This window comes from Bacillus mesophilus (assembly GCF_011008845.1).
GTDB lineage: Bacteria > Bacillota > Bacilli > Bacillales > SA4 > Bacillus_BS > Bacillus_BS mesophilus.
Genome location: NZ_JAAIWM010000002.1, coordinates 26445 through 51666, shown reverse-complemented (window position 1 = coordinate 51666; position 25222 = coordinate 26445). Strand labels below are relative to the sequence as shown.

At 35.1% G+C, this 25222-nt stretch carries 30 protein-coding genes; 18 read left to right on the top strand and 12 right to left on the bottom strand.

Annotation, left to right across the window (positions count from 1 at the left end; all coding sequences use genetic code 11):
* Position 1 precedes the first annotated feature (1 nt).
* The 3 genes from G4D63_RS05465 to G4D63_RS05455 all read right to left on the bottom strand — a co-directional run bounded on the left by G4D63_RS05465 (position 2) and on the right by G4D63_RS05455 (position 1166).
* A complete protein-coding gene (locus G4D63_RS05465; RefSeq protein WP_163178552.1) occupies positions 2-574 on the bottom strand; it encodes a YitT family protein in 573 nt (190 codons plus the stop codon).
* 130 nt (positions 575-704) lie between these two features.
* A complete protein-coding gene (locus tag G4D63_RS05460; protein WP_163178549.1) occupies positions 705-956 on the bottom strand; it encodes a sporulation protein in 252 nt (83 codons plus the stop codon).
* A gap of 15 nt (positions 957-971) precedes the next feature.
* The gene (locus G4D63_RS05455) at positions 972-1166 is read right to left on the bottom strand and encodes a hypothetical protein (RefSeq protein WP_163178448.1); all 195 of its coding nucleotides are present in this window, start codon (positions 1164-1166) and stop codon (positions 972-974) included.
* Between the two features lie 172 nt (positions 1167-1338).
* On the opposite strand from G4D63_RS05455, the gene G4D63_RS05450 reads away from it, so the two are divergent.
* Both G4D63_RS05450 and G4D63_RS05445 read left to right on the top strand, forming a co-directional pair.
* Positions 1339-1698: a YuzC family spore coat inner layer protein gene (locus G4D63_RS05450; RefSeq protein WP_163178547.1), complete on the top strand. Its 360-nt coding sequence runs from the start codon at positions 1339-1341 to the stop codon at positions 1696-1698.
* Positions 1699-1827: 129 nt separating this feature from the next.
* Positions 1828-2961, top strand: a complete 1134-nt coding sequence (locus G4D63_RS05445) for a phosphatidylglycerol lysyltransferase domain-containing protein (RefSeq protein WP_163178545.1) — start codon at positions 1828-1830, stop codon at positions 2959-2961.
* Between the two features lie 35 nt (positions 2962-2996).
* Here the strand turns inward: G4D63_RS05445 and G4D63_RS05440 are convergent, their stop codons facing one another.
* Positions 2997-3287: a DUF6509 family protein gene (locus G4D63_RS05440; protein ID WP_163178543.1), complete on the bottom strand. Its 291-nt coding sequence runs from the start codon at positions 3285-3287 to the stop codon at positions 2997-2999.
* 98 nt (positions 3288-3385) lie between these two features.
* Between G4D63_RS05440 and G4D63_RS05435 the strand changes: the two genes are divergently transcribed.
* The gene (locus tag G4D63_RS05435) at positions 3386-3562 is read left to right on the top strand and encodes a hypothetical protein (RefSeq protein ID WP_163178540.1); all 177 of its coding nucleotides are present in this window, start codon (positions 3386-3388) and stop codon (positions 3560-3562) included.
* A 149-nt stretch (positions 3563-3711) separates the two neighbouring features.
* Here the strand turns inward: G4D63_RS05435 and G4D63_RS05430 are convergent, their stop codons facing one another.
* Positions 3712-4341, bottom strand: a complete 630-nt coding sequence (locus tag G4D63_RS05430) for a LysE family transporter (RefSeq protein WP_163178538.1) — start codon at positions 4339-4341, stop codon at positions 3712-3714.
* 112 nt (positions 4342-4453) lie between these two features.
* Here G4D63_RS05430 and G4D63_RS05425 point away from each other — a divergent pair, with 112 nt between their 5' ends.
* Complete coding sequence (locus tag G4D63_RS05425; RefSeq protein ID WP_205603787.1) at positions 4454-5101, top strand: MOSC domain-containing protein; 648 nt, start codon at positions 4454-4456, stop codon at positions 5099-5101.
* Between the two features lie 52 nt (positions 5102-5153).
* Here G4D63_RS05425 and G4D63_RS05420 read toward each other — a convergent pair whose 3' ends face one another.
* Both G4D63_RS05420 and G4D63_RS05415 read right to left on the bottom strand, forming a co-directional pair.
* Positions 5154-5396 (bottom strand): hypothetical protein, encoded by a 243-nt coding sequence (locus tag G4D63_RS05420; protein WP_163178536.1) that lies wholly within the window; start codon positions 5394-5396, stop codon positions 5154-5156.
* Between the two features lie 29 nt (positions 5397-5425).
* Positions 5426-5947 carry a CBO0543 family protein gene (locus G4D63_RS05415; protein WP_163178534.1) on the bottom strand — a complete coding sequence of 174 codons (522 nt, stop codon included), beginning with the start codon at positions 5945-5947 and terminating at the stop codon, positions 5426-5428.
* Between the two features lie 143 nt (positions 5948-6090).
* Between G4D63_RS05415 and G4D63_RS05410 the strand changes: the two genes are divergently transcribed.
* The 4 genes from G4D63_RS05410 (at position 6091) to G4D63_RS05395 (ending at position 10024) form a co-directional block, all read left to right on the top strand.
* A complete protein-coding gene (locus G4D63_RS05410; protein ID WP_163178532.1) occupies positions 6091-6267 on the top strand; it encodes an aspartyl-phosphate phosphatase Spo0E family protein in 177 nt (58 codons plus the stop codon).
* A gap of 204 nt (positions 6268-6471) precedes the next feature.
* Complete coding sequence (locus G4D63_RS05405; protein ID WP_163178530.1) at positions 6472-7845, top strand: spore germination protein; 1374 nt, start codon at positions 6472-6474, stop codon at positions 7843-7845.
* The gene (locus tag G4D63_RS05400) at positions 7842-8930 is read left to right on the top strand and encodes a GerAB/ArcD/ProY family transporter (RefSeq protein WP_163178528.1); all 1089 of its coding nucleotides are present in this window, start codon (positions 7842-7844) and stop codon (positions 8928-8930) included. The genes G4D63_RS05405 and G4D63_RS05400 overlap by 4 nt, the downstream gene beginning before the upstream one ends.
* Positions 8927-10024, top strand: a complete 1098-nt coding sequence (locus tag G4D63_RS05395) for a Ger(x)C family spore germination protein (RefSeq protein WP_163178526.1) — start codon at positions 8927-8929, stop codon at positions 10022-10024. Before G4D63_RS05400 ends, G4D63_RS05395 begins: the two co-directional genes overlap by 4 nt.
* Positions 10025-10074: 50 nt before the next feature.
* On the opposite strand, the gene G4D63_RS05390 is transcribed toward G4D63_RS05395, so the two are convergent.
* Genes G4D63_RS05390 through G4D63_RS05380 form a run of 3 tightly spaced genes read right to left on the bottom strand, consistent with a single transcriptional unit; the run spans position 10075 to position 12676 of the window.
* Positions 10075-11052: a quinone oxidoreductase family protein gene (locus G4D63_RS05390; RefSeq protein ID WP_163178524.1), complete on the bottom strand. Its 978-nt coding sequence runs from the start codon at positions 11050-11052 to the stop codon at positions 10075-10077.
* A complete protein-coding gene (locus G4D63_RS05385; RefSeq protein WP_163178522.1) occupies positions 11052-12005 on the bottom strand; it encodes an NADP-dependent oxidoreductase in 954 nt (317 codons plus the stop codon). The genes G4D63_RS05390 and G4D63_RS05385 overlap by 1 nt, the downstream gene beginning before the upstream one ends.
* On the bottom strand, positions 12002-12676 hold the full coding sequence (locus tag G4D63_RS05380) for an NAD(P)H-dependent oxidoreductase (RefSeq protein ID WP_163178520.1): 675 nt from the start codon (positions 12674-12676) through the stop codon (positions 12002-12004). The genes G4D63_RS05385 and G4D63_RS05380 overlap by 4 nt, the downstream gene beginning before the upstream one ends.
* 171 nt (positions 12677-12847) lie before the next feature.
* Here G4D63_RS05380 and G4D63_RS05375 point away from each other — a divergent pair, with 171 nt between their 5' ends.
* From G4D63_RS05375 to G4D63_RS05360, 4 genes are all read left to right on the top strand, one after another.
* Positions 12848-13753 (top strand): winged helix-turn-helix domain-containing protein, encoded by a 906-nt coding sequence (locus G4D63_RS05375; protein WP_163178517.1) that lies wholly within the window; start codon positions 12848-12850, stop codon positions 13751-13753.
* Between the two features lie 239 nt (positions 13754-13992).
* Positions 13993-14355: a Na-translocating system protein MpsC family protein gene (locus G4D63_RS05370; RefSeq protein ID WP_163178515.1), complete on the top strand. Its 363-nt coding sequence runs from the start codon at positions 13993-13995 to the stop codon at positions 14353-14355.
* A 180-nt stretch (positions 14356-14535) separates the two neighbouring features.
* On the top strand, positions 14536-15543 hold the full coding sequence (locus G4D63_RS05365; RefSeq protein WP_163178513.1) for a sodium-dependent bicarbonate transport family permease: 1008 nt from the start codon (positions 14536-14538) through the stop codon (positions 15541-15543).
* 12 nt (positions 15544-15555) lie between these two features.
* On the top strand, positions 15556-16029 hold the full coding sequence (locus G4D63_RS05360; RefSeq protein ID WP_163178511.1) for a hypothetical protein: 474 nt from the start codon (positions 15556-15558) through the stop codon (positions 16027-16029).
* A gap of 355 nt (positions 16030-16384) precedes the next feature.
* Here the strand turns inward: G4D63_RS05360 and G4D63_RS05355 are convergent, their stop codons facing one another.
* Both G4D63_RS05355 and G4D63_RS05350 read right to left on the bottom strand, forming a co-directional pair.
* Positions 16385-17014 carry a YfjL-like protein gene (locus tag G4D63_RS05355; RefSeq protein WP_163178509.1) on the bottom strand — a complete coding sequence of 210 codons (630 nt, stop codon included), beginning with the start codon at positions 17012-17014 and terminating at the stop codon, positions 16385-16387.
* A 499-nt stretch (positions 17015-17513) separates the two neighbouring features.
* Positions 17514-19220 (bottom strand): ATP-binding protein, encoded by a 1707-nt coding sequence (locus tag G4D63_RS05350; RefSeq protein WP_163178507.1) that lies wholly within the window; start codon positions 19218-19220, stop codon positions 17514-17516.
* Between the two features lie 449 nt (positions 19221-19669).
* Between G4D63_RS05350 and G4D63_RS05345 the strand changes: the two genes are divergently transcribed.
* From G4D63_RS05345 to arsC, 6 genes are all read left to right on the top strand, one after another.
* A complete protein-coding gene (locus G4D63_RS05345) occupies positions 19670-20188 on the top strand; it encodes an arsinothricin resistance N-acetyltransferase ArsN1 family A (protein WP_163178505.1) in 519 nt (172 codons plus the stop codon).
* Positions 20178-21542, top strand: a complete 1365-nt coding sequence (locus G4D63_RS05340) for an NAD(P)-binding domain-containing protein (RefSeq protein ID WP_163178503.1) — start codon at positions 20178-20180, stop codon at positions 21540-21542. The genes G4D63_RS05345 and G4D63_RS05340 overlap by 11 nt, the downstream gene beginning before the upstream one ends.
* A gap of 63 nt (positions 21543-21605) precedes the next feature.
* Positions 21606-22871: an MFS transporter gene (locus tag G4D63_RS05335; RefSeq protein ID WP_163178500.1), complete on the top strand. Its 1266-nt coding sequence runs from the start codon at positions 21606-21608 to the stop codon at positions 22869-22871.
* A 146-nt stretch (positions 22872-23017) separates the two neighbouring features.
* Positions 23018-23362 carry an ArsR/SmtB family transcription factor gene (locus G4D63_RS05330; RefSeq protein WP_163178498.1) on the top strand — a complete coding sequence of 115 codons (345 nt, stop codon included), beginning with the start codon at positions 23018-23020 and terminating at the stop codon, positions 23360-23362.
* 16 nt (positions 23363-23378) lie between these two features.
* Positions 23379-24677 carry an arsenic transporter gene (locus tag G4D63_RS05325; RefSeq protein WP_163178496.1) on the top strand — a complete coding sequence of 433 codons (1299 nt, stop codon included), beginning with the start codon at positions 23379-23381 and terminating at the stop codon, positions 24675-24677.
* A 21-nt stretch (positions 24678-24698) separates the two neighbouring features.
* The gene (gene arsC / locus G4D63_RS05320; RefSeq protein WP_163178494.1) at positions 24699-25118 is read left to right on the top strand and encodes an arsenate reductase (thioredoxin); all 420 of its coding nucleotides are present in this window, start codon (positions 24699-24701) and stop codon (positions 25116-25118) included.
* Positions 25119-25222 lie beyond the last annotated feature (104 nt).

The window sequence follows — 25222 nt, the reverse complement described above, 5'->3', positions numbered from 1 at the left end:
GTTATTTTTCTGCATATGAATATGTACAATAGGTGGTAAAGAGGCCAACAAAGCTAACGGCAAGAAGAGAGTATATTAACGATGTTGATTCAATCAGCTGGCTTCCTGTTAAAATGATAGTAAAGTCAAAAATAAAAATAATAACTCCAACATTAATGGGTGTAATCGTAGAGCAGAACTGTGCTAAGAGGTCTAGTCCACCTGTGCTGGTACGGTATCTAAGCATAAGACCGATTCCGATCCCAATAAGAGATCCACCGACTACTGCACTTAGTAAAATTGGCAAATCAAAGCTTGACCGTAGGGGTTTTAGTATATCTATAAAAAAAGAAGAGAGAAGCAGTCCATGAATGCTCGAAACAAAGTAATGACGGTTAAAAAAGTATGTAAATATATATATGGGTAGGCTTAAAATAATGATGGTAAGGCCGATCTCAAATTCCCATAAGTATTTAGCGATAAGGCCAATTCCAATCATCCCACCCTCCATTAAGTGATGAGGGATAATAAAACCATTAACTCCAATTCCAATTAGAATGCTTCCGAGTGTGATTGCTATAATCCTTTCAAACAAAATCAACCATCCTCTCATAGGCTGTCTAACTTGAGTATATGTAGAGAAAATGGCTTGTATGATTGGGATTAAGATTAAAGCTATGCATTCTAAGGGAGTTAAATAAAAAAACCACCCTGAGGTGGAGTCATTAAATTAAAAGCTCATAAACATGGTTTAGCTCGGTCATCCTTGTATAGTCCTGCTCTTCTAAAGCATATTGTATTTCTTCCGGGAGGATTTTATTTAAAAATTGAGCCTCTTCTTGATCAAGCGCCCTAATAAAACTTAGTTCACCCTCATTTAAAGAAGATTTTAGTTTTTCATATATAGTTCTGGAAATAGCATATTCGTCTGTATAATTTGAAAGTATCTCACGTAAATAGGCAAGTGTTGTATCCATTAATCGTCAACTCCATTATGATTTCCCAAAATACTCATCCAACTTTTTACGCTCTTCCTGTGAAATATTTTCCTTATAATAAGGATTGTCTTCTTCAGGAGTTTCTGGATCTAGTTTAGTCTTCATTGCGAAAATGGGCTTTTCAGTTGGCTCCGCTATGACTCGATCTGATAACGAATCAAAATCTGGCATATCTTTATTATCTGTCACCTGACTTCACCTCCAAGTTTATTGTCCGTTTTTTAATGGATAATATTCCTTCTTTTTCGAAAAATTTACTGTATCCTAAAAACTTCACTTTAAATTAATTCTATTGACATGTTCCTTTATCCAAGCCTTATTACATACATTGAAGATAGGTAAACGTTAAGGGAGGAATAGTATGTCAATTCAAAGAGATTATCGTTACTTTGGTGGACAACCATTTGAACAAGTTGAAATAACTCGAGAATTTCCGGCTGTAGACAGTACTATGTTTTCAGAATCAGCAGTGGCTTTTCAGCAATTGCTAAGGGATGCCTCAACCGTTTTAAAACACTTAGCTGAAGATAAAAACTTTGCTAATGAAGTGATGTCTGCAGCACAACACTCAAATCCAAAGAAGGTAGAGGAGTTGATTAAGTCAACAGGCATCGACTCTAAGGTCGATACAACCTTCAATCCAGATGGTATTACATTCAAATTTGAGGCAAATGTACATGGAACAGATTGCTGTAAGCTTTCAATGACCTTAAGGTGGTAAACAATAAAGATACCCTTGATATAGGGAATTTTTGTTGTCCATTTGTAATATTTTCAAGTAAATTATTATCCTCATTCACAATAATCTATGGTATCTTTTATTAGTAACTCTTTTTAGCAGGAGGACTGTATGATCACAATAACTGTTATCGTTGCAATAATTTTCCTAATGACAGTCATTAGTGGATATTATTATTACTATAAGATGAGGTCTAGTAAAACCATGCTCAATAATTCATGTTTAATTGAATTATTTAGCTTTATAAAAAACAATGGTGGACACTTTCTTTCACATTTAATGTTCTTAAATGATAAATATGGTTACTATGCTGCAAATCGTTCGGTTTACTTTAGTTTTCAAAAAAAGGTAGGCAAAATTATTGTTCTCGGAGACCCGATTGGAAATGGCTCACTTTTTAAAGAGGCCATTACAGAACTTCAAGATCAATGTAAATCAAATAGGTCTAATCAGCCCATTTTCTATCAAATATCTTCAACATATAAATCTATATATGAAGAGCTTAGGTACCGTGTAATCAAAATTGGGGAAGAAGCTAAGGTCTATTTACCAGATTATAATCTTGAAGGGAAGAAGAAAACGAGACTGAGAACCCCTCGAAATAAACTAGAGCGTGAAGGGTTTAGCGTACAAGTTGTTTCTCCTCCGCATACAAGCAAACTAATGACTGATGTTAAATTTGTCTCTGATACATGGTTAGGAAACCGTTCGGAAAAAGGGTTCTCTGTTAGTTTTTTTGATTATAGCTATATTTCAAGATTTCCCATTGCCGTACTTTACAACAACTTAGGGGACATTGTCGCATTTGCAACATTGCCTAGTAATAATAACCAGAATGGCGAAACAACCATTCATATAGATTTGATGCGGTATCTTCCTGATAGCCCAAATGGTACAATGGATTACCTATTTACATCCATTTTCTTTTGGGGAAAAGACCAAGGCTATGATTATTGCAGCCTAGGAATGGCACCACTTTCAAATGTTTCTGATGATCGGATACCTCGAACTTTATACGAAAAAGCAGCAAGCTTCATGTTTGAACATGGAGAATATTTATATAAATTTAAGGGGTTAAAGGAATTTAAAGCGAAGTTTGCCACTCACTGGGAACCGCGTTACATTGCATATAAACGTACTACTACCATTGGGGTGTTGTTTCGATTAGTACTGCTTATCCATAAGAGTTCTGAAAAACGCAAACGTAGTAGAGTGGTCTATCAATTATTGCGAAAAGCAAGTTGAACAAAAGGAGAGAGTGGTCACTCTCTCCTTTTATCTTACTCTTGGGGAAGGTTACTCTCGCAAAACTGGAAGATTAATGCTTCTTCTTCTTCCTCTAGCTCAAAATCTAAATAGCGATCAGTAAGTTGTTCATGAAAGGATGCTTGAGAAATTTTTTTCTGGTTGTTTTCAACCTTAAAAAGGACTCTTACATATACTCCTTTTTCGGAATATAAATCATCTTCTTCATCGACATTAATAAAAATCTTGAACTCATAAATATCTCCACTTAAGAGACCAGTGGGGTCTTCTAGCAACTCTACAGTATATTCTTCGATTGAAAACATTCTATCACCTATTTACAGTTTTTAGTTTCTATATTATTATACACTGAAGGAATAATAGAAAATCAACTAACTTTACACCTTAAAAGGAGTATGAAAATATGACAGAGAAGAAAAAGATTAGTTTGCAAGATGCAATTAAGCAACAGCTTGCTAACAAAAAGCAAAATAATGATAGCGGCCAAAGTAGTAATAATGCAGGCGGTACTTCATCACCAAAGATGAAAAGCCAGCACACTAAAAAGCCAAACAACCAACGTAGAAAAACAGGAGCTTAATAAAAAAGGAAAATCCCAAATGATAAAAAGAGGGATTTTCCTTTTTTATTGTTTTTTCTGTTAATGAACAATGTTGATTTTTTGTACTGGTGATTGAAGTGCAAGGATTCAAAGCCTATTCTTAAAATAGGGAGTCTTATAAAAATTACCTACCCAAATAGAAGTTGAATAGCCTGCAAACCAAAATACGCACCAAATCCAACTAACGAAAGCCCTGATATAACAGATATAGACCTTAACAATCTTGGCGTTAGAAGCTTTCTAAAGCTACTCGCAACAGTCGCCATAGTAAAATCCCAAAGCAATAATCCTAAAATAATAGCAAAGCTATAAAGCAGAAGCTCATCTGTTGCCAGTGTAGAAGAAGTTTTGGCTAGTATGGAACCATAAATTCCGAGCCAAAATAGGATAGTTAAAGGATTTGAAATGGACATGAAAAAGCCGGTCATAAAGGTTTTAAAATATGAATCGGTTCGTTCACCTCGACCATCTGACTGGAGTGTTACAGCACTTACAATACTTTCAATTCCTGTATATACTAGAACAAAGAAACCAAATAACCATAAAAATGCTTTTACAACTGGGATTTCTATAAAATGTACCATGCCTAAATATACGGCACACATATACACGATATCAGCAACTACTGAGCCTAATCCAATAATCCAGGCATGAAAAAAGCCATTTTTAATTCCTCGGTCAAGCTGTGCAGCATTAATAGGACCGATGGGTGCTGCTAATGACAATCCTAAAAAAATATAACTGACAAAAACGCTCACTACTTCCTCACTCCTACCAATGTTGTATAATTTAAATAGACTAATACCATATCTATTCAAAACATATAGGTTGTACTACATAATTATTTGTTTTAATTCATAGGAGGTAAAAATGATAGAACCTAAATTGATATCACTAAATATAGGGAAGCCCAAAAAGCTTAAAACAGAAGAGAATGAATTTGTTTCAGGTGTGGGAAAGCAAAGTGTAGATCGTGCTTTTCTTACAAAGGAAGGATTTATAGATGATGGAGTACAGCAAACTAAGTTTCATGGAGGTCCTGACCGGGCTGTGTTATTTTATTGTTTTGATCACTATCAACAATGGGAGGGAGAGTTCGGTAAACCACTAATGGTACCTGGTTTTGGTGAGAACATTACTGTGTCTGGATTATCTGAGGCTGATGTTCATATAGGTGATGTCTATCAAATAGGAGAAGCAATTGTGGAAATTACCCAGTCGCGAATTCCCTGTAATACCTTATCTAAATACAATGATGAAAACTCCTTATTAAGTAGGCTCGTAAGTACAGGATTTACTGGATACTTAGGAAGAGTCTTGCAAGAAGGCTGGATTGAACAGGATTCAACCATTACACGTACGAAACGGAATCCTAACTCTGTTTCAGTCCTGTTTTCTAATCAAATCTATTTTCATGATAAAAATAATCTTGATGGAATGGAGAGGCTTCTCCAGATAGAGGAACTAGCGAGTGCATGGAGAAAAAAGATAGAACAAAGAGTAAATAAATTGAAATAATCAAAGGCAGGACAAAAAGTCCTGCCTTTTTTCATTTCAAAAAAAAGATGGGTTAATCTTCTAAAGCTTGTTGTGCTTCTTCTAAATGGCGAAGATGTTCTACTGCTTGATGAAGTCGATGCTGTGCATCCACATCACCTTCTACCTCTTTTTGTGCTTGGTGTACTTTTTCCTTTGCTATTTGAAGGTGTAAAACAGACTTTTGACGATCACCTATTTCAGTACTAGCTTGAGCGTGATAAACAGATTCCTCGGCTTGATGTACAGCTTCTAACGCTTTTTCAAAACCTGACATAAATAATCTCCTCTCTAGTAAAATGACTTCTAACGATCTTCCACTGGAATATGAAATGGAACCTTAAAGTACCATAGAAAAAAAATCCCTATTGGAATGGATATTAAATAAGCAATTAACGGCCTTTTATAAAAGAGTCTGAGCATAGGAAACATAAATGTATCAAAACCGATTGACCAACCTAAGGTCCAACCATATTGATACTCAATATATCCAGTTTTTGTCATTGCCCATTCAACAACAGAGTAAATGCCGATCCAATAGAAATAATGCAAAAACTTCTTAACTTTTCCTCCATACTCAGGGAAATTAGAGATAAAAAGGAGAGCAGTACCTGGAAAGATAATGAAGGTGTATAATAACTCGGTAGTCGTATGATTCGGCATAAAATCTGCGTCTAATCTCCATAAAAACCAACCAGCTGTTAAGAAGTTGTAAGTTAAATTTCCCACTGCAAAATATAGCATAACTGTGTGATATTTTTGCCAGTTACGCCAATCGCCCCACTTCCATACAGCAAATATAACAAACAACCCAATTACAATATGCATAAGACCAACCTTTTTTTTGTTTAAGTCTATTATTGTCTTATTTTGGCTATTTTTAGCGAATTCATTCTATAAAAGTCAAATGGTGATATAATAATTTTTACTAGTCATTATTGCCTATTATTTCATAGAGGAGTTACCCTATAATGAGACGAGAACAGTTAGCCGAGGCCATACAAGTAAAAAGAGATGAAATGATACAAATAGGATTATCAAAGGGACTTCGTAATGAAGAGACAGTAAGATGTAGTCAGGAATTAGATCGTTTATTAAACATGTATGTGCTATCCACCACAAACGAACAAGAAGCCGTAAATGTATAAATCCTTATTTATAAAAAAAAACTGAATATAAATGCTATATAATAGTGCGAATTTAAACCTTGCAGACCTGTAAGGTTTTTTATTATGGCTATTAGAAACCGAATAGAAGGTTACTTTTGGATATAGTATTTAACAATCATGTATATTCCTTCCATGAAAGAACAAGATAAGAAATATATGTAAAAAGAAGGGGTTTGCTTCTTCATGTTCTTTAAGAAAAAACAAAATACCATTGAATGGCTGAATGCACAATTAGGTTCATCTAGGGATATAGTCAATCAACAGTTATATGCAGAACATAATAAGGCAAAAATCTTCTATATTAAAAGCTTGTGTGATGATCAACAGATTAATAAATTATTTATAGATCCATTTTACGAGGAAAGCTCGAAACAATATAAAAACTACCTACATTCTCTTCATAACAAAAAGCAAAATAAATCTAATGGAGAAATATTAACTGATGTATTAAATGGTACTCTAGTCATGATTATGGAGAATGAAGTATATCTCTTTGATGTACAAAAAGTGATTAATAATACAATTAGTGAATCTACTGTCGAAACGGTTATACAAGGTCCACAAAACGCGCTTACCGAGCATGTCTATACAAATTTGAACTTAGTCCGAAACCGTTACCCTCAGCCATCATTAAGAGTGGAAGAAACTAAGGTGGGATTGGTTTCCCAGACTAAAACGATGATTGTTTACGATAAGAGGTTAGTTCACACAGCTGTTTTAGAGGAGATGCGTCAATCTTTGGAAAAAGTTGATGTTGATATGATTCAAGCTGCAGGTGAATTAAGCAAAGGTCTAACAAAATCGAAAAAGACACTATTTCCAACCATGATGATTACTGAGCGACCTGATCGGATTGCCCAAAATATTGCACAAGGAAAAGTGGTTCTTCTTATTGATGGAACTCCTTTTGCATTAATTGCTCCTGCGGTATTTTATGATTTCATGTCATCTATGGAGGATGTATACCAGGCATTTTGGATTAGTCGTTTTATTGTTACTTTACGGTATATAGGTTTATTTATTAGCCTTTCACTACCTGCCGTATATGTGGGGGTTACAGCTTATAACCCAGAACTCTTTAGGGTTCAGCTAGCTTTAAGTATTGCAGGAAGTAGAGTAGGGGTTCCTTACCCTGCGTATCTAGAAGTTTTTTTAATGTTAATTATGATGGAACTACTGACAGAAGCGAGTGTCCGCTTACCAAAAGCAATTGGTTCAACAGCCACTACGGTTGGTGGTCTAATACTAGGACAGGCTGCAGTAGAAGCGGGACTTGTGTCAAACGTGATGATCATCATAGTAGCAGCTGTTGCAATCTCAAATTTTGTCATACCTATTAATGCGATGAGCTTTGCAATGCGCGTGACTAAGTATGTACTACTAGCATTCACAACGTTTTTTGGTATGGTCGGATTAGTCTTTAGTTTTATTTTATTGATCGCGTATTTAGCAAATTTAGATAGTTTTGGGGAGCCATACTTAAAGATTTTCTTTTTATCAAATTCAAAGGAGGCAAAGCTTGCTAAACAGAAAAAAAAGGAGGCGCAAACTAATTGAACAGATACTTTTTCTATCTTGTCGTAATCAATATGTTGGGTAATATTTTCTTACATGTACCAAACATATTAATTGAAAACAGATATGAAGGGTCTGTTTTAGGCATCCTACTTGGGACAATAATTGGTTCGATCTTTCTGTTTGTATTTACCATTTCCTTAAATAAATTTCCTGGTATGAATATCGCGGAAATATTGGAGAGTACTCCGAAATGGTTTCGATTATTTTTCTTACTATTCTTTTCAATAATATGGTTCCTTGCAGGGCTCCTAACATTGTTAGCTTTTAATAATGTAACCATCCGCTTTGTTAATCCTGATATATCAGGAGTTAACATGATCTCTGTTTTTGCAATTAGTGTAATCATCATTATTGCAAGACTTAAATCGGAGAAAATCTTATATACCGTTGAAATCCTACTCTTATTAAATATTCCTTTTATATTAATTATTTTAACTCAAGCCTTTTTACATGAATATTTAACACTAGATGCAATGATTGAAGTTGCCACCCATTTTGATCGTTTCCCTTCTTTCAGTGTCCTTGCTGCCACGACTTATACTTTCTCGGGCTATGCCAATATGGTGTTGTTTAATCGAGTGTTTAAGGGGAAATTTAAGATTCGTTATCTTTGGTTTGTTCCGATTCTAGGATTAGTTAATTTATGTGTCACTTTTTTTATTCCGATTGGATTTTGGGGAACTGAAGCCGTTGCTGATTTAACGTATCCATGGGTGGCAACAGCTGACACATTGAAAATTGAATTTGGACCGATTGAACGTCTTATTACAGTATTTATTCTTTTATATGTAAGTATTTCGGTAATAAGTGTGGTTGTCCATTGGCATGTTGCAATTGAGATCCTAAAAATTGTTCTAGGAACAGTGAAAATCAAAGAAAAAAGAAGCGTGTTCGTAAATTGGTCAATCCTCTTAGCCTTTGGGCTAATCGTATTAATAGTAGAAAATAATTTTAGAGAAAAAGATATTTTTGAGTTTGGCGAATTGTGGTTAAATGTTCGTTTACCTAGTGAAGCATTTCTAGTTGGCATGATGTTTTTTCTGGCTAGGAGGGTTGTCAAATGAATCGAAATGTAAAGAAGATCTTGAAATTAATGACGCTATTATTAATCCTATTCTCTCTTAGTTCATGTGGCTATAAAGATATTGATAAACGTTTTTTTGTTGTAAGTATCGGTATTGATGAATCAAAAAAAAGAGATCAAAAATATAAAGTAACTCTTAAGCTTGCTGTTCCGGCTGCCGACCCAAAATCAGGTGTTCCTGAATCTGTTGTGGTGGAAGAGGATAGCACCACGATAACGGGGGCAGTTAGACTGATGAAGTCTAAAATTGATAAGGAACTTGATTTTAGTCATGCAAAGATCATCGTAATTAGCAAAGAGGTGGCTGAAAATAATATTAAAGAGGTATTGGACTGGTTCATACGCCGGCGAGATATCCAAAAGGTTGCCTTTCTTGCAATTGGAGAGCCAAGTGCTAAGGAAATTTTGGATATACAGCCCAAATCAGAGCGAGTACCATCTAATTCACTCTTTTTAATATTTGGTAAAACGGGAACAGAATCTCCCTATATTGTAACGGAGTATTTATTCGATTTTTGGAAAAGATTGAGAGAAAAAGGATTGGATCCCCTATTACCAATCATTGAAGTACATGACAATGGAGAGTTGTTTGATGTTCATAAATCTGCCCTATTCAATAAAGAGAGTTTACAGACAACTTTATCAACAAAAGAAACAAAAGTACTTCGTATTTTAATGAACCGCGCCTCGAAATTGGATGTGGAAGTGAAATCACAGGAAGATGAACAAATATTTATTGCTGTAGATTTAGCTAAAACGAACATCAAAATTAATAAAGAAACAATCGACATAGATGTTCAATTAGAAGGTATTGTTGAGGAAGCTACGGGACACATGGACAAATCAGATATTCCCAAGGTAAAAGAACTAGCAGAGAAACAAGTCAAGGAGAGAGTCGAAGGTCTTCTTCAAAAAATACAAAAAGAAGAACTTGATCCGGTAGGGTTCGGATTATTATATCGGGCATCACACTCTTACAAAAATGAGTATGAGGACTGGTTAGAAATGTATCCTAAAATAAAGTTTAATGTTAATGTTGAAATGACACTTCAAGGTACAGGGTTATTAAATTAATCGTACAAGAGGCCATAACTTAGAAGAAGTATGGCCTCTTGAATGATGATTTATGAGATTTGTATAATGATCTTTCCAAACTGTTCAGCTTTTTCAAGCTCTTTATAGGCATCCTTGTATTCCTTAAGTGAATATATTTTACTTGATATAATAGGCTTAAGTTGTTGTTCTGTATAATATGTAACGGCTTCTTGAAGGTCTTGTTGATTAACCATTCCAGTTTCAACGAAGTATTTTTGCTTGCGTAATTCATCCCAGTTAATGCCGCCTGTAGTAGATCCAAACACTAATAATCGTCCATTCTCAGCAAGTGAAAGGGTACTACTTTCAATTGAATCCTTTCCACTACTATCAATGGAAACGTCCACACCTTTACCCTTAGTAAGTTCTAAGACCCGATTGACAACATTCTCGGTTTTATAATTAATTCCGGCCATAGCACCAAGTTTCTTGGCGGCCTCTAGTTTTTCATTCGAGCCTGAAGTTACAATTACATAGACACCAAGTTTATTTAATAATTGAAGGATAAAAAGTGCCACTCCTCCGCCTATTCCTTGTAACAAGATGGTTTCATTCGATTTTATTGCACCCTTTGTTACCACAGTACCCCAGGCTGTACTTAGTGCCAATGGAACAGCGGCAGCCTCTTGAAAGGATAAGTAGGTAGGCTTCCTAATTAAGGTGTTAGCTGATACTTTTATAAATTCTCCAAATGTTCCATTATGTGGACCACCTAGGAAAATATCTTTTTCCATATCATAAGGATTCAGCATAACCTCATCGCCAACTGACCATTCCCCAGTATTTTCTCCTACTTCAACGATTACTCCAGCACCATCTCCACCTGCAATAAGTTGATCAGGACCATCCTGAAGAAAGCGCCAAGCATTATTTACATAAAGATCGCGGTGATTTAAGGCAGCAGCATGAATTCGAACTAAAACTTCATCAGGAGCTATTGGGGGAACAGGAACCTCTTCTAACTTTAAGGAATTTTTAACTTTTGAATTAACTGTTACGGCTAACATTAAATCACCACTCCTTTTTTCACTTCTAAAACAATCTTTCCTCTTGCATGTTTAGTTTCACTTAATTCGTGAGCTTTTTTCGCATCATCTAACTCAAACACTGCTCCAATAACAGGTCTAATTCTCTCGTTTTCTATTAATATAGTAATCTCATTTAAGATTTCAGCACTAGGATCACTAATCAGAAATTGAATCGCAATATTTTTAATAGCAGCTCTTTCCTTGTCTGCCTGTGTAACAAAGTTAGCAACTGAAACAATTCTTCCGTTTTCTTTTACCATGTCATAAAGTTCATCAAAGGAAGGACGGTCTACAGTATCAAAAACTAAATCGAAGCTGTTAGAAAAACTTGAAAGGTCCGAAGTGGTGTAATCAATCACTACATCAGCACCTAGATTTTTTACAAATTCTACATTTTTGGTGCTAGTTGTTGCAGTCACATGGGCACCAACGCTTTTTGCAAGTTGAACGGCAAAACTACCTACTCCACCAGAGCCACCTAAGATTAAAACATTTTCTCCTTTTTTAAGGTTTCCAGCTAGGAGGAGTGATCGGTATGCACAAACTCCGACTAATGGTAGAGATGCTGCTTCCAAAAATGAAATATTTCTTGGCTTTAAAGATACAAGTGCTTCATGAACTGTGATGTATTCTGCATAAGCACCATCCTTTGATAAATCAGGATAGCTATAAACTTGATCCCCAACCTTGAAATGGGTGACTTCTGAGCCGATTTCTGAAACCACTCCTGCTACATCCCAGCCTAGTACCAGTGGAAATGAGTAGGTAATTCGACCTTGGAGCCATCCATTTCTGATTGCAAGATCAACAGGGTTAACTGATGCGGCATATACCTCAATGCGTATTTCCTTTGGTCCTAATTCATGTAGGGGTAATTGATGAACTGATAATGCTTGGCTTGAACCATACTTTTCAATTGCGATTGCTTTCATGTGTTAGCACTTCCCACTTCCTCATTTAATTTTAGTTGCCCATTTTGATAGTCTTCTAGAGGTCTAAAGTTAATCGGTATTTCTTCATGGATTGTTTTTAATCGGTTTCTAAAAGCATGTATATACTGAAGTCTTTCGAACTCACTAACACCAGTAGGTATAATAGATGGTTGCAAAACATCCATTCCAGTAAAATAAAGAATTTCATGCTGCAAGTTAAAGAGACGTTCATTCATATCTCCCTTTAGTCCTAGTGGACCATAGCTATTAAGATTTTTCCCTCCTGTAGTAATGGATAGCATAGCCTTCTTCCCTTTAAGTCCGCCGTGGTTATACACTCCAGGACCATAGGCGAATCCAGCTGCAAAAACACGGTCAAACCATCCTTTTAAAATAGCAGGTGTAGAGGTCCACCACAATGGAAATTGAAAAATTAGTAAATCTGCCCATGCAACCTTTTGTCTTTCCGTTAACAAATCAGTTGGAATCAATTCATCGTTGGCTGGGACAGTTACATCACTAAGTTGGGCCACTGGATTAAAATTCATTGCATAGAGATCGGAAACCTGAACAGTTGCATTATTTTGTGTGAGTTCTTCTATAGCAGCAGTCTTCATAGCACCATTAAACGAAGTAGGGGAAGGATGAGCATAAACAATTAAAACATTCAAAAAAACCACTCCAGTTTTATTTTTTTGTATTATATAAATAGTTCTATAAAAATAGAACAGTTATCAATGTTCATTATAAACAGAAAAAAATAAATTTCAACTATTTTCCACTTTTATTATTTTTTTCTAACATGGTAGAATTATAGATATGTATAAAGAGGGGGTGGGACTATGGCCTATAGAGTAGAATTTGAATTTTCTCCATTGTACGAATTAGCCAATAGCCTCGACTTGTTTCTAAACAGGAAGTCAATGAAGCATGTTGAACTCGGGCAAGAATGGATTATTAACGCTGAACAAAGTCTAGAACTTAGTGGTTTATCAATTGGAAACACAAAGGAATTACCTTGTTTGAGTTACTTATTTTTATTAATTTGGCAATCTCCTGAAAAAGAAGAGGTTCAGCCTTTTATAAAATGGCTTCATTCTCTTCAACCAGGAAGTATTTATGAAAAACTTTTTCCATACATATCTGCACCTTTACCAACGGATTTACTTACTATTAGGGATCAATATATTGAATTAATAAAAGTGTGGGATACCATCTATTTCTCTAAGTTAAATCCAGATATTACCGATGCCCTTAGAGAATCAGTTCTTGTGAAAGAAAAACTATATTACGAAGATCCAATTTCTTATGTAGAACAGATTTCAGGGGGACTAAGGATTGAAGCATATGAGGGATTAGAACAAGTCATCATGATTCCCACTTACCATACAAATCCACTCATCGTATCTCGAAAACTTAAGAATACGGTACAGATTCTTTATCCAATCGATCTACCAGAAGGGGAACATGCTCCTCCTAAAAAACTGGTTCGGCTTACCAAGGCTTTAGCAGATGAAAATAGACTTAAAATATTAAAGCTAGTATACAAAAATCCGATGACATTCACTGAAATACTTCAATATTTTGATGTCTCTAAGAGTACGGTCCATCATCATGTTATGTTATTACGTACAGCAGGATTAATTAGTGCGTATCATACGGGCGAATGTTGTAGTGAGACGTTTGTATACCGACCAACAGGGATGGACGAATTAACCACTGTTTTTATGGGTTTTATGGAAAATTAGGGATTGAGAAAAGGTTAATCTTGACAAAAAATGGGTAATTAGGTTAAAATAAGATTAATTGATTCCGAGAGATGCTTTTTGAGTTTTCATCGTTTTGTAAGCTTTAGCAGACTGTTAATGGATCATTGGCAGGATGAAGAAGTTTTTAAAATATGAAAATGCGAAAAGAATAAATCGGTGTATTTACTAACTCTATTAGTTAGTAGATATACCGATTTTCCTGTTAGAGGAGGCAAGCCATGACTAAAACAAAAGGTTTTATAGAATCAGAAATTAGTAAAGCTATTACTCAGTGGGAAAAGGATTATTTAGGACGTGGCTCAGTAGCGGTAAAAGCTGATATCTTAAGAGATATGATCATTGTTACGCTACGAGGAATTCTTACTCCAGCAGAATACGCGTTGTGTGAAACAAAGGATGGAAGATCTTCTATAAAGAGGCTTCGTTCAGATTTAGTTGAATCCGGAATAGAAGATTTAAGAGAAATCATCTTAAGTATTACGGAAGAACAAGTGAAAAGCTTTTACACGGATATAAGCACCAAAACAGGCGAAAGAATCATGGTGTTTAGATTATATAATGATTATGAAAGTACATTTTAAATAAGGGAGATTCTCAAAAGGCTAGTTACTAGTTTGTTGAGGATAAACCGCCAGTAGTTCACTATTACCACTTCTGTGGATAATAGTGAACTCTGGCGGTTTTTTTTATAACTAAAAAGTATAAGTTTTGGATGCTTTTTTCTAAAAGGCACTTACACACCTATAATAGGAGGGATTGTTATGTCTGAGATCATCGCAGGAAATTTATTATCACCAGTTGTCTTGTTTTTCGTGCTAGGAATTTTTGCGGCTTTAATTAAGTCAGATTTGAAATTCCCTGCTGCTTTAAGTGACTCACTTAGCATATATCTTTTAATTGCCATCGGTATTAAAGGCGGAATCGAACTCTCGCACTATTCTATACAATCAGTTATGGGACCTATAATGGGGGCTTTGTTTTTGGGGGCTGTGATTCCTTTCATTACTCTTGTGTGGATGAGAGTCATGAAGATGGACCTCCACAACTCTATTGGCTTGGCAGCAACCTATGGTTCGATTAGTATTGTGACCTATGGAGCAGCTATTTCATTCCTTGAAAAAAGTGGAACTAGCTATGAAGGATTTATGAATGCTTTAGTTGTGTTAATGGAAAGTCCGGCCATTCTAATCTCATTGTTTTTGTTAAAAATACTAGAGAAGAACAATCATTCACCTGCAGTATCTTCACATAGCATGGGTTTGGTTCCTGCATCTTTGAAATTGGTAGATAAAGAGGTTATAAGGGAAAGTCTTTTTGGAAAAAGTATTCTATTACTTGTAGGAAGCTTATTCATAGGTTTAATGCTTGGAGATGAGGCAGTACCTATGGTTAAACCTTTATTTTTTGATCTTTATAATAGTGTGTTAATTTTATTCTTATTGAATATGGGATTAATTGCAGGGGCAAGATTACCTGAAGTAAGAAAACATGGAATAAAGTTACTGTTATTCGGAATAGTCTCGCCGATTATTTTTGGATCTCTTGGGGTAATCACGGGTAGTATGGTAGGACTATCGCTAGGGGGAACTATGCTTATGGGCGTTTTGGCAGGAAGTGCTTCTTATATAGCTGCACCTGCTGCACTAAAGACTTCAGTTCCAGAAGCAAATCCATCCATCTATTTAGGACTTTCTCTAGGAGTTACCTTTCCTTTCAATCTTATAATTGGGATTCCTTTATATTATGAACTAGCAAAATGGATTCAATAGGAGGCGGGGCAGTTGGTTAACAAGAAAACTAAAAAAAGAGCAATCATTATATCAGAATTAACTGATGGATATCATTTTCCTATTAATCATAAGCCTGAAGAAGTCATTGTATTAAACAACGAAGGGCCTGTCACCATTCAACCATATGGAGATGTTATGAGGAGTATTATTCATGCTGTTTTTACAGAGGAAATTGCCGAGATCTACCTGTTAAGTGAGAATACAACGGATCACTTAATAAGTAAAGATGAGTTGAAAAGGAAAATGGACCAAGCTGGAATCACAAATACCTTGATCGATACTCTTGAATTTATTGATGTGGTAAATCATGACGTGTTAGATTGGATTGCTGGTCCAAATAATAGAACAGAGAATGTACAGAAAAATCAAAAGGTAATAAAGGATCATCCTTTACTCCCTAAGAACGTTTCTGTTCAAGGGTATATGGTGTGCCGAAAAACTCGAAAAATTACTGCGGTATCTTAAGAGTAAAGGTTTGTTTTTGCCTCCTTATAGATTATTTAAAGAAAAATGGTACCTTTAACAACTATACAGTCTAGTACTGTGCTAAAAACCAATAAACTAAGAAAAGAGTCATATAAAAAGCTATTATTCCTAGTGATAACCCTTTCGGTTGGTAGGGAGAAAACATTGATTCGCAGGTTAATTAGCACTACTCTTAGCAATACAAATAACAATACAAAAAGGATCAGACAATTACTATCTGATCCTTTTGCTCTGAAATTACAGCTTCTTAAAATAATGCAATCTATGAAAAAGCTAATCTCCCTTCTTGAAGATTAGCACCCGTTAGTTAAACAAGAATATTTTTATTAAAGGGTCATTCTATTTTTTCTATCAACTTTACAAAATCCAGGTTATCTAATTTTTTATTATCAACTGATAGTCGAAAATTTTCGTTAGAAGTTAAATTTGTGAAATCTATTATTAACTTATTCAATGATAATTCGTTTTTTTTGCTCCAATTAGTTATGCTTTTTCCAAAGTTAGCAACTTTTTCGATAGTCAACTCGTCTCCAGAAAATGTAATCCAAATATTATCTTTCTTCTCAAAATTATCAGAGATAAAGAATACTGTCCCGTTAATCTCCATCTTTTCAATAGAAAGGTTTGAACTTGAGGTGTATTGTTCTACTTTTTCAATTAATTCTCTGGTTAAATTTGTGTCTTCTATTGTTTTAAGTCCTTCTTGAATAACAAGCTCATTTACTTTTGAACCAGAAGTTCCTTTAACATCAAAAGTATAGTTACCATAGTTTTTCTCGTATGTACCCTTACCAATAATTAAGTTTTCGTTAGGGTATGTCTGCTTTATATACTCACCAGCCAATTTCTCAGCTTTTGGCATAGCTGACGGATTCCCATTAAGTGTTTTTATCGTTGTATATCCAAAGTATAGGACAACTACTATTAAAAGCAGTGATACCAAACCAACCATAATCTTTTTCATTTAATTTATCTCCTACATAAATATAAATCTCTAATTCCTTCCAAATGTATTAGACGGTTAATAACCTAAAAAGTTTCAAAAATTTATTTCCATTGAAACTATCCTGCTTCGTTAGTTGAATAAGCCTACCAATAGAATAAAAAAATGCAGAATATTCTTTTAAATATTTCAAACATTAAACATTGACCATCTTGTAACCACCTAATCAGCATCCTTTTTAGCAATCGTGAATAAATTTATTCACTGTTGTGAAAAGGGGTGCTGAAAACTATGTTAATTCATATGCTAAAACTGCATAAATTGCCATAAAACCTTGATATATCAACGAAAAAAAGAGATGTGAATTAGGGTGCTAATTCCATCTCTAAAAGGCTTGTTATTTGTTGTTTTCTCCTTCTCAACCGAACGGGTTAACCTCGTGAATAATAGCTTTTTTTCCAGATTCATTTTTAACCTCAGGATTTATACAGGTTGGTCATATAATAAAAATTAGCAACAATCAATACATACTAGGAAGAGAAATCGTAAAGGTTGTCCCTTTTCCTTCATGGCTTTGGACGTTTATAGATCCTTGATGATTTTTTATGATCTTATAGCAAACCATAAGCCCTAACCCTGTTCCTTTTTCCTTTGTTGAATAGAAAGGCTCTCCAATTCGAGTAAGCATCTCTTTAGAGAATCCTGGACCCTCATCAATGATGTTAATTTTAATGTCTTTATTAACCTTTTTAACTTCTATAAGAATCTTGCCACTTTCCATTACCTCAATTGCGTTTTTAACAAGATTTATGAACACTTGTTTTATTTTAATTTCCTCACATGATATGAATAATTCTTTTTCTGTACTTTTTATAACAATATCAATGTTTTTTTGTGACGCTTGCTGTGCTAGCCATTTCTTAACATCCTCGATAATCTGATGGATGCTACAAACACTGAGGTTTTCTATATAGGGACGTGAAAGCATCAATAATTCACTTGATACCTGTTCAATTCTATCAATCTCATCTTCTATTATATCAAAATAGGAATCTTTATTTTGTTCATGCTTAATCAAATTGAAGAATCCCTTAATAGAAGTTAGCGGATTTCTCACTTCATGTGCTATACCTGCAGCAAGTTCCCCGGCCATGTTGAGCTTCTCTGATTGAACTAGTAGCTGTTCGCTTATCTTTTGATCAGTTAAATCAGTAATTGTATGTAAGGTAGCATCTCCCTTTTCGAACCAGGTTGGAATTGACTTTATTTGAAGTGTAAGTGTATTTCCATTAGGTTTGGTGAGGTTAAGCTCCTTTACATATGACTTTGGTTTACCTTCATCAATTTTAGTTAGATAGGGTGAGAGTTGTTTCTCTATTTCGTTTAGTTGATCCATAGAATGTAGAAGCTTTCTCCCGGCCTCGTTCATAAATTTAATCTTTCCTTTTTTTGATATAAATACGCCGATGGGAAGTTCGGTAATCAGTGTACGATAAAATTTCTCGTTTTGTTGTATAAGCTCCTTTTTCACTTTCATCCTTTTATTATCTATAACGAAATTATTGTTCTTCTTTTTTAGCAAACTATTTTCTATTTCTAGTCTGTTAACTCTTTTTTCTTCGCTTTTAGTGACCATATGTAAATAATCTTTTCTATAAAAAGGTGAAGGTGCAATTTCCTTATCAGTCATCATAAAAGAATGAACTTTAAGTAATTCATTTTGTACTGATGCCGGGAAAGCTCCCCCGTTGTATGTGCTAACACAAATGAGATTATGATATGAAACAAATAAATCTAATAGCGATTCGTGATCCTTAAGATTTGTTACATTTGAGTTAGTTTTAGTAAATAGAATATGTCCCCAGATTCTAACCTTTAAACCTGTGCTTAGCAAAGGGTCAAGTATTTTACTAAGTCTGTCAAATGTATGCTTTCTAATATATATATTGCTAGAATTTACAAAAATAATAGACTGTATTTCTATTTCTTCTACATTCATCTGTAGAAGATTGTTTTTTATTAGTTGAATATGTTCAGGTAAATCTATTATTAGGACTACTTCCCGTTTTGCTAATCCATCTACTATGAAAGTCATCACATTTTCTAGATATTTCCTTTGTTCATTAAAAGTATATAGGATGTGTGCACCTTCATGAACACTGGGACTATTAAGTAATTGATGAAGGTGATTTGATGAATCTATTTTTGCTTCGTCGAACTTTATCATACTAATACCTCCGTAAAAGTAAAACTATCTGAATAATAACTTATACCCTGCAAAGCAAACATTAAAACATAAAATTACTAGAGAGTTGAAATGGATTTGGAAACTTTTATGAAAATTTGCAAGAGCTTTCTAGTTGGGATTTAAGCATTTATGAATGGGCAATTAATTGTTATTCATAGATGTTGTTAAAAGGTGTTTATAGTTGATTTTTACAAATATAATCTAGAGTTAAGTAAGTTTCGAGTACTATTAATTTTAATAATCATTTACTTAGTCTATGTGATTAGTGTTAATGTGGTTTGAGTTCATAAAAGAACAGAAAGGTATCTTGTTTTAAAATCAATAAAAGTTGATAAATAATAGTTGTAAAAATCAACTTTTAATGGTATAAATTAGTTATGAAGATAAACTAAGGAAATGTAACTGAATGGTAAACGGAGATGAAACTAATGGACATATTGATTCGAACAGTCAACCAAGGAGATTTACCCTCAATTCTTAGGATATACAATCAGGGAATTGAAGATAGGATCGCAACTTTAGAAACAGACTTAAAAGATCTACCCTTCATGGAGGGGTGGTTTGAGAAGCACCAAGAACGATATCAGGTTATTGTCGCAGAGTCACAGAATCAGATAGTGGGTTGGGCCTCGTTAAATCCATATAATCTCCGTGAGGCTTATAAAGGTGTTGCTGATTTATCGCTATATATAGAACGTGAATTTAGAGGGAAAGGAATCGGCGGAAAGCTCCTTAAGGAAATCGAAGGCATAGCAAGAGAAAATAGGTTTCATAAAATTATTCTATTCACCTTCCCTTTCAACCAGTTAGGGCAAGGTTTATATCAAAATAAAGGTTATAGAGATGTAGGGGTTTTTAAACATCAAGGGATTTTAGATAACAAATTTGTTGATGTCATGGCAATGGAGAAGCTGTTAATAAATGAGGAGGATACTAATGAAAACTAGAGACCTAGATAATTTACCGATTGCGATTATTGGAGGGGGGGCAATTGGTCTTGCAGCTGCAGCTCAATTGTTAACAAAAGGGGAAAGATTTACCCTGTTCGAATCAGGAGAAACGGTCGGTGCTAGTATTTTGGAATGGGGCCATGTGAAGATGTTTTCACCATGGCAATATAACATAGATCAAGCGGCAAACACGCTTTTGAAACAAACAGGTTGGACATCACCTAATCTTGATGACATTCCAACTGGTAGACAACTTGTGGAAGAGTATTTATTGCCATTAAGTAATATACCTGAGATAAGTAAAAACATCGTTACAAATGCAAAGGTTGTCGGGGTTGTTAGAAAGGGAATGGATAAATTAAAAACATTGAAAAGAGAAGAAGCTCCATTTCAACTTTATGTGGAAATTAAAGAGGAAACAAAAGTGTACGAAGTAAAAGCAGTTATTGATGCTTCGGGGACTTGGAAGAATCCAAATCCGGTGCTATCGAATGGATTATGGACTAATTCGGAAAAAAAGCTTAGTAACCGTATCTATTATGGTATACCCAATGTCCTGGAAGACTTAAAGAATAGATATAAAAATAAAAAGGTTATGGTTGTAGGAAGTGGTCATTCAGCGATTAATGCGATTCTCGATTTAGCACAGTTAAAAGAGATGTATAATCAAACCACAGTCTACTGGGTACTAAGAAAAGCCAATATTTCGCAGGTGTATGGCGGGCAGGATCAAGATGGACTACCGGCTCGAGGTCAACTTGGAATTAGAATTCGTAAACTTGTAGAATCCGGACAAATTAACATCATTACCCCTTTTCATATAAGCAAATTAACCGAAAACGATGAGCTAATCTCTGTTGGAGGGGACCTAAACGGAGAAGAAACAACGATTCATGGAATAGAAGAAATCATCGTAAGTACAGGCTTCAGACCGGATACATCTTTTCTGAATGAAATTAGAATTAATTTAGACTCAGCTGTTGAAAGTGTAGATTCACTTGCACCACTAATAGATCCTAATATTCATAGCTGTGGTACGGTTCGACCTCATGGTGAAGCAGAGTTAAGGCAAATAGAAAAGGATTTTTATATAGTCGGGATGAAAAGTTATGGAAGAGCACCTACCTTTTTATTAGCAACAGGCTATGAACAAGTAAGATCGGTTGTGGCCTATCTAACGGGTGATTATAAAGGGGCTAAAGAAGTGCATTTAGTTCTGCCAGAAACAGGTGTTTGTAGTGTTAACCGGGTTGCTGAAAGAAATACGTGTAATAGCGATTCTTTAAATGAAGAATCAGGCTCCTGCTGTGGTGAGATAAAAGTTACAATAAACAAAACATCATGTTGTTAACCTATCAGAAGATCAGTCTGTTCAATAGACTGGTCTTTTTACTAAACCATAAAAAGGTTACTTATGGCCTCTAGTGCAGATAGAAAGACTATTATTGCTCTTTCTCTTATTACTGCAGTTTGTTTAGCTGGTGACTCCATGTTATATATAATCCTTCCTATTCAATGGTTGGAGATCGGTTTAAACTCCTTGGTTCAAGTAGGAGTTCTTCTATCTATAAACCGTTTCGTAAGGTTGCCTTTAACTCCTCTGATCGGCTATATCTATAAGAAATTACGGTTTCATCACGGAATCTTAATCGCTGTCATTTTAGCCGGAATCACCACTTTTTCTTATGCACTAGTAGATGGATTTAGTGGTTGGATTCTTCTTCGCTCCCTATGGGGTATTTCATGGTCTCTTTTTAAAATGGGTGCCTTCCTGTTGATAATCAATCTTACATCAGAGATTAATCGTGGTAACTTAATTGGTACGTATAATGGGTTGTATCGATTGGGAAGTTTAGTTGGGATGATCTTAGGAGGATTTTTAGCTGAGGCATTTGGACTTAAAGTAATTAGCATGGTCCTCGGCTTAATTGTGTTTGCAACTATTCCTTTTACGTTAAAATATTTACCTAGAATAATAGTTCAGGATCCGAAAAAAGTAGAAAAGCCTAATGCTTTACGTTCATTAAGGTTGTTAAAAGAGTCCCGTTTAGTTTGGGTGTTCATCACTGCGTTTTTATCTGTCATGATTCTTGAAAGTATGTTCATGGCTATGCTAAGTCACCTCATTCATCTTCAGAATGCAGCTCATTTTCATATGTTTGGTTTAATACTGGGAGCTGCTTCAATAGCAGGACTTCTACAAGCTGTTAGGTGGGGGGGCACTCCTTTTATTTTACCCAAAATTGGAGAGATAGTAGACGGTATGAAACAAAAGACTTATTTCCTATCGTTCTTCTTGTTAGTTGCTACAGCACTTCTATTCATCATTCCGTTTAATATACCAATATTCATCTGGTGGACCTTGCTGCTGTTTCACCTGTTAATTACATCCTGTATAGCAACGATTATTGATACAATTTTTTCTAGTAGTCTAACAAAAAGCAACAACATACTCATGGTCACTATTTATACGATTATTGTGGATTTGGGAGCAGCTGTTGGCCCTATACTTGGCTACGTGTTAGAAGGAATCATTGGGATAGCAAAGTTATTATGGTTCTGTGCGGCTATATTTCTTATGTTAACAGTAAAGTGGGTAATTATAAGTTCTTATACAAAAAGGAATAATACAAACTGCAATCAATCTTTATATATTAAAAAACTTGACAAGAGCTTATAAGAGGGTGAAGGTTAAGTTTTTTAGTCTGATTCCAGCCTACCCGAGAACTCTTTTACAAAGAATTTACAAAAATGAGGTTGAACTCAATATATAAGTAAACTATTATATAAGTAAATAGTTATATAGTGATGTATAGGAGGTACTATATGCAAGTGTCAACTGTAGACGTCGAGAAAGCTGCAAGTATTTTAAAGCTTTTAGGTGATAAGACGAGACTTACGATGGTGAAGTTACTTGACTCGAATGACTGTTGTGTTTGTGAATTTGTTGAAATATTTAAGGCCAGCCAGCCAGCAATCAGTCAGCATGTTCGTAAGTTAAAAGATGCTGGAATTGTTCGAGAAGCAAGAAAAGGGCAGTGGATTATCTATTCCTTAAATAAGGAAAGTGAATATTTCCCACTGGTTCAGGATGTGCTTCACCATATTCCAAGCCAAGATTTTAAGTTGCAGGAGCTTGCCGAACAAGGATTGCGTATTTCGTGTGAGTAAATAGGAGGGTATTAGTTTGACATCAGTTTGGATTGCATCATTGATTTTTTTAGTAACATTAATTTTAGTTATTTGGCAGCCTAAAGGTTTATCGATTGGTTGGTCAGCCTGTGGGGGAGCCATTCTTGCATTAATAGTAGGAGTGGTTGATTTCAACGATGTTATTGATGTGACATCTATAGTGTGGAATGCGACTTTAACTTTTATTGCTATTATTATTATTTCTTTAATCTTAGATGAAATAGGATTTTTTGAGTGGTCAGCACTTCACATGGCAAGAGCCGCAAAAGGTAATGGAATTCGCATGTTTATTTACGTTGCGATTTTAGGATCACTAGTTGCAGCATTCTTTGCTAACGACGGAGCGGCACTAATTTTAACTCCGATCGTATTAGCGATGGTTCGAAATTTAAAGTTTGAAGAAAAAATGATTTTTCCTTTTATTATTGCAAGTGGATTCATAGCAGATACCACCTCACTTCCACTAGTGGTAAGTAATCTAGTTAACATAGTGTCGGCTGATTTCTTTAACATAGGATTTATCGAATACGCATCAAGAATGATTATTCCAAATTTCTTTTCATTAGGGGCAAGTATTTTAGTTTTATACCTTTATTTCCGTAAAAATCTACCTAAGAATTATCAACTAACTAACTTGAAGAACCCAGCAGACGCCATTCGTGATAAAAAAATGTTTCGTTTGTCATGGTATGTCCTAGCAGTATTGTTAATTGGATATTTCGCAAGTGAATTTATAGGAGTACCAGTATCCATTATTGCCGGAATTGTTACGATTTTCTTTTTAATGATGGCTAAGAAAAGTTCAGCTGTAGATACACGCACGGTTATAAAAGGTGCACCTTGGGCTATCGTGTTTTTCTCTATTGGGATGTATGTTGTCGTTTATGGATTAAGAAATGTAGGACTAACGAATGTGTTATCAGACATCATTCAGGTAACAGCAGATCAAGGCTTGTTCGCTGCTACAATCGGAATGGGCTTTATTGCTGCGATTCTATCGTCAGTGATGAATAATATGCCGACTGTGATGATTGATGCATTGGCCATAGCAGACACTAACACAACCGGTGTAACTCGAGAAGCGCTTATTTACGCAAATATAATTGGTTCAGATTTAGGGCCGAAAATTACACCAATCGGATCCCTAGCAACGTTACTTTGGTTACATGTTTTATCTTTAAAGGGTGTAAAAATCTCATGGGGAACTTATTTCAAAGTAGGGATCATCTTAACCGTTCCAACATTGTTTATCACTCTAGTTGGATTATATATTTGGTTACTAATTATTCATTAAACAACAAAGGAGAAAACAAACATGTCTAAAAAAACAATCTATTTCTTATGTACAGGAAATTCTTGCAGAAGCCAAATGGCAGAAGGGTGGGCGAAGAAACATTTAGGAGCAGAGTGGGATGTAAGAAGTGCTGGTCTTGAAGCGCATGGCTTAAACCCAAATGCTGTTAAGGCGATGATGGAAGCTGGTATTGATATTTCAACACAAACGTCAGATACGATTGATCCTGAAATTCTAAACAATGCAGATTTAGTAGTAACGCTTTGTGGACATGCAGCAGACCATTGTCCAGTTACTCCTCCTCATATCAAAAGAGTTCACTGGGGCTTTGACGATCCAGCAAAAGCAGAAGGAGCGGAAGAAGAAAAATGGGTATTTTTCCAACGAGTTCGTGATGAAATAGGAGATCGTATTCATAGCTTCGCAAAGACAGGAGAATAATCCTGAAAGATTGTGGTATGTAGTAAAGACTAACAAATCGGCCTCCCGATTTGTTAGTCTTTTTATTTTATTGGTGAAATATATGCTCATTCATATTTATTAAA

What these genes read in the sequence shown, in the direction of transcription:
- G4D63_RS05460 (WP_163178549.1), bottom strand. Translation starts at nt 956, where the DNA reads ATGGATACAACACTTGCCTATTTACGTGAGATACTTTCAAATTATACA.
- G4D63_RS05450 (WP_163178547.1), top strand. Translation starts at nt 1,339, where the DNA reads ATGTCAATTCAAAGAGATTATCGTTACTTTGGTGGACAACCATTTGAA.
- G4D63_RS05445 (WP_163178545.1), top strand. Translation starts at nt 1,828, where the DNA reads ATGATCACAATAACTGTTATCGTTGCAATAATTTTCCTAATGACAGTC.
- G4D63_RS05440 (WP_163178543.1), bottom strand. Translation starts at nt 3,287, where the DNA reads ATGTTTTCAATCGAAGAATATACTGTAGAGTTGCTAGAAGACCCCACT.
- G4D63_RS05435 (WP_163178540.1), top strand. Translation starts at nt 3,386, where the DNA reads ATGACAGAGAAGAAAAAGATTAGTTTGCAAGATGCAATTAAGCAACAG.
- G4D63_RS05425 (WP_205603787.1), top strand. Translation starts at nt 4,454, where the DNA reads ATGATAGAACCTAAATTGATATCACTAAATATAGGGAAGCCCAAAAAG.
- G4D63_RS05420 (WP_163178536.1), bottom strand. Translation starts at nt 5,396, where the DNA reads ATGTCAGGTTTTGAAAAAGCGTTAGAAGCTGTACATCAAGCCGAGGAA.
- G4D63_RS05415 (WP_163178534.1), bottom strand. Translation starts at nt 5,947, where the DNA reads ATGCATATTGTAATTGGGTTGTTTGTTATATTTGCTGTATGGAAGTGG.
- G4D63_RS05410 (WP_163178532.1), top strand. Translation starts at nt 6,091, where the DNA reads ATGAGACGAGAACAGTTAGCCGAGGCCATACAAGTAAAAAGAGATGAA.
- G4D63_RS05405 (WP_163178530.1), top strand. Translation starts at nt 6,472, where the DNA reads ATGTTCTTTAAGAAAAAACAAAATACCATTGAATGGCTGAATGCACAA.
- G4D63_RS05395 (WP_163178526.1), top strand. Translation starts at nt 8,927, where the DNA reads ATGAATCGAAATGTAAAGAAGATCTTGAAATTAATGACGCTATTATTA.
- G4D63_RS05390 (WP_163178524.1), bottom strand. Translation starts at nt 11,052, where the DNA reads ATGTTAGCCGTAACAGTTAATTCAAAAGTTAAAAATTCCTTAAAGTTA.
- G4D63_RS05385 (WP_163178522.1), bottom strand. Translation starts at nt 12,005, where the DNA reads ATGAAAGCAATCGCAATTGAAAAGTATGGTTCAAGCCAAGCATTATCA.
- G4D63_RS05375 (WP_163178517.1), top strand. Translation starts at nt 12,848, where the DNA reads ATGGCCTATAGAGTAGAATTTGAATTTTCTCCATTGTACGAATTAGCC.
- G4D63_RS05370 (WP_163178515.1), top strand. Translation starts at nt 13,993, where the DNA reads ATGACTAAAACAAAAGGTTTTATAGAATCAGAAATTAGTAAAGCTATT.
- G4D63_RS05365 (WP_163178513.1), top strand. Translation starts at nt 14,536, where the DNA reads ATGTCTGAGATCATCGCAGGAAATTTATTATCACCAGTTGTCTTGTTT.
- G4D63_RS05355 (WP_163178509.1), bottom strand. Translation starts at nt 17,014, where the DNA reads ATGAAAAAGATTATGGTTGGTTTGGTATCACTGCTTTTAATAGTAGTT.
- G4D63_RS05350 (WP_163178507.1), bottom strand. Translation starts at nt 19,220, where the DNA reads ATGATAAAGTTCGACGAAGCAAAAATAGATTCATCAAATCACCTTCAT.
- G4D63_RS05345 (WP_163178505.1), top strand. Translation starts at nt 19,670, where the DNA reads ATGGACATATTGATTCGAACAGTCAACCAAGGAGATTTACCCTCAATT.
- G4D63_RS05340 (WP_163178503.1), top strand. Translation starts at nt 20,178, where the DNA reads ATGAAAACTAGAGACCTAGATAATTTACCGATTGCGATTATTGGAGGG.
- G4D63_RS05335 (WP_163178500.1), top strand. Translation starts at nt 21,606, where the DNA reads ATGGCCTCTAGTGCAGATAGAAAGACTATTATTGCTCTTTCTCTTATT.
- G4D63_RS05330 (WP_163178498.1), top strand. Translation starts at nt 23,018, where the DNA reads ATGCAAGTGTCAACTGTAGACGTCGAGAAAGCTGCAAGTATTTTAAAG.
- arsC (WP_163178494.1), top strand. Translation starts at nt 24,699, where the DNA reads ATGTCTAAAAAAACAATCTATTTCTTATGTACAGGAAATTCTTGCAGA.